The 2,356-nt window shown below is 41.8% G+C and carries 3 protein-coding genes; 1 reads left to right on the plus strand and 2 read right to left on the minus strand.

The genetic code is table 11. The features are described from left to right. Nucleotides 1-650 (minus strand): NAD(P)H-binding protein (locus QTO00_RS18190; protein ID WP_331426034.1); only part of this gene is annotated, 650 nt, incomplete at its 3' end. Between the two features lie 252 nt (nt 651-902). Here QTO00_RS18190 and QTO00_RS18195 point away from each other — a divergent pair. Continuing rightward, nucleotides 903-1,658 carry a substrate-binding periplasmic protein gene (locus QTO00_RS18195; protein ID WP_331426035.1) on the plus strand — a complete coding sequence of 252 codons (756 nt, stop codon included), beginning with the start codon at nt 903-905 and terminating at the stop codon, nt 1,656-1,658. Nucleotides 1,659-1,664: 6 nt separating this feature from the next. On the opposite strand, the gene QTO00_RS18200 is transcribed toward QTO00_RS18195, so the two are convergent. Beyond that, nucleotides 1,665-1,898, minus strand: coding sequence for a TIGR02647 family protein (locus tag QTO00_RS18200; RefSeq protein WP_331426036.1), 234 nt, complete (start codon nt 1,896-1,898; stop codon nt 1,665-1,667). Nucleotides 1,899-2,356 lie beyond the last annotated feature (458 nt).

A 2,356-nucleotide genomic window follows, 5' to 3' on the forward strand; every position in this document is an offset into this window, starting at 1 on the left:
GTCGCGTTGACAACGGTTGAAACTTCGCTCAGAGCCATAAAAGAAACAGCACCAATCGCATCTTGAAGATGAATCATATTGGCTGGCGCTTGGTCGCTAACTTGTTTTAGTTTGGCTGCAAACCGAGAAGGGTGACGCTCAGGGCCTACTAAACCACTGCATCGTACAATAGCAAATTTAAGTCCTGAGCTAATTAAGGCTTCTTCCGCTTGTAGCATGGTTCTGGCATTGTCACTGAATGCGCTTTCGCCATGAACCAGGGACAGTGTCGCATCTTCTTCCACCATATCTTTTGCTAGGCTAGGGTATACCGTTGTGGAACTTACCATGACAACCCGGGTCACTTGATGCTGTTTAGCGGCTTGAATTAGGGTTTGCCATTGGCCAATGTATTGATCTCCTTTTCCTTTGCGAAAGCCTGGAGGAAAGCAGCCGATGACGACGTCAGAGGGGTTTCGAGTGAGGTGAGAACCAAGTTCATCATCTTTGTTAATTAAATCGCATTTAAAACTATCGATTCCATTTTGTTGAAGTTCATTCACTCCCTCAAGCGTTGTTTTACTTACAAACACCTTGTGGCCGATTGAGGTCAAATATTGCCCCAGAGGCTTTCCTAGCCAACCACCGCCAATAATTGAAATCCTCTTCATTACGTTGCTCCTTGACATTCGATTGTGGTGGCCAATACATACCGTGCACGATATGCCGTAGCCAATTGCTAACTCTATTGAATGCTTGATGGTACATTATTATTGACCTGGTTTTGCAAAAAATGACGCTTAGGTGCGACGTCAGTTATTTGTTGTAACACAATTAGCATAGCGTGTTGCTAGATAGTTAGGCCATAGCACCTATTATTAAAGATAACAGTAAATACTGGACTCCTATATAAAGGACTAAAAATGAAGTTGTTGTTGATGATGGTTTTGCTAGTTTGTACGGTTTCGGTTAAAGCGAATCAGCAAGTGTATATGACTTCACTCGAGTGGCCACCTTATTCAGGTGAGGATTTGGAACAGAGAGGAGTCTCCGTCGCTGTAGCCAAAGCCGCGTTTTTAGCAATGGGCTACGAACTTGTTGTAGAGTTCAAACCTTGGGTGCGTTCTGTTGCACTCGCGAGTAAAACCGATCGCTATGCGGGTTACTTCCCTGAATACTATTTTGATACTGATGAATTCGTGTTTTCTGATTCTATCGGCACTGGCCCGTTAGGTTTAGTGGAGAATCGTCAATCTCCCATTTCATGGAGTCAGGTAGATGATCTACGCGAGTATCGAATTGGTGTGGTTCAAGGCTATGTAAACACGGCTGAATTTGATGCTTTAGTCGCTCAAGGCTTAATTAGTGTTGAGGCTTCAGCTAACGATATACGCAACATCTATAAGGTGGCAAAGGGTCGGTTAGACGCAGCGGTAATAGATTCGAATGTGTTGGACTACTTAATCAGTATTGATCAAAGGGCGGAAATGCTCGCGGAGCGAGTGAGGATGAACGAACGGCTGTTAGAAACCAAGCAGATTTATCTCGCTTTTAAAAACACGCCAGAAGGGCACAACTGGCGTAAGATATTCAATCAAGGTTTGGAGAAAATCGATATGTCACTGGTGCTTGAGAGCTACCGGCAATATCTAACAGCGCCTCCAGTAGCACTGCCTTGATTTGTTTTAGTTTGAAAGAACTCTAAGCACTTTATCGGCGTGCTCCGCCATTTCAATACCTTCATCAGTCAGATAGCCGCCATCAGGTAAAGTACACAACCCTTTTTCGTAAAGGCGCTGAACTGCTGCTTGCATCTCTTCAGTGGCATCGTGATGGACTTTAATACCCGTTGCAGAACTGCTGATATCAAACTGGAGCAAAAGGTTTAGTTCAGACATATGTTCAGGCGTAAATTTCATATTTGAATCCTTTTTGAAAGTACAACTTCAACTTAATCACCCAGGCTACCAACAGCAACGATTCAAGTTAAGAAGTGTTATCCACGCCTTACTTTCTTTTAATTAACATAAACCACTGGTCAGAAGATGTTCAGAAATCTTCTGTCTAGCGAACGATGGGATATAAAAGTAGTAGATAAGTTAACGTCGCTAACTATCAGTATCTTAATGTCTAATTTGAATAATAACGGCATTTATTATTCTAACTTGCTCTAAACTATCTCCATACTCAAAATTGCATGTCGAAGTTTCATTAAGATTCTGATTTTAAATCAATATATATTAGTTTGTTTGGGTCTGGTTTTCTGGTTTGTTGCTCAATTTTGGGTTGTTATGTCAGAGTTTTGTTTGAATTAAAGCTGTTTGCGTTCTAGGAGTTAATTAACGCTTGAAATTCTATTGAAATCGAGTAATTATCC

It is taken from the genome of Vibrio sp. M260118 (assembly GCF_036533755.1).
GTDB lineage: Bacteria > Pseudomonadota > Gammaproteobacteria > Enterobacterales > Vibrionaceae > Vibrio.

Bases quoted from the DNA above. Each gene is read 5' to 3' on its own strand.
- QTO00_RS18195 (WP_331426035.1), top strand. From the start codon at position 903: ATGAAGTTGTTGTTGATGATGGTTTTGCTAGTTTGTACGGTTTCGGTT.
- QTO00_RS18200 (WP_331426036.1), bottom strand. From the start codon at position 1,898: ATGAAATTTACGCCTGAACATATGTCTGAACTAAACCTTTTGCTCCAG.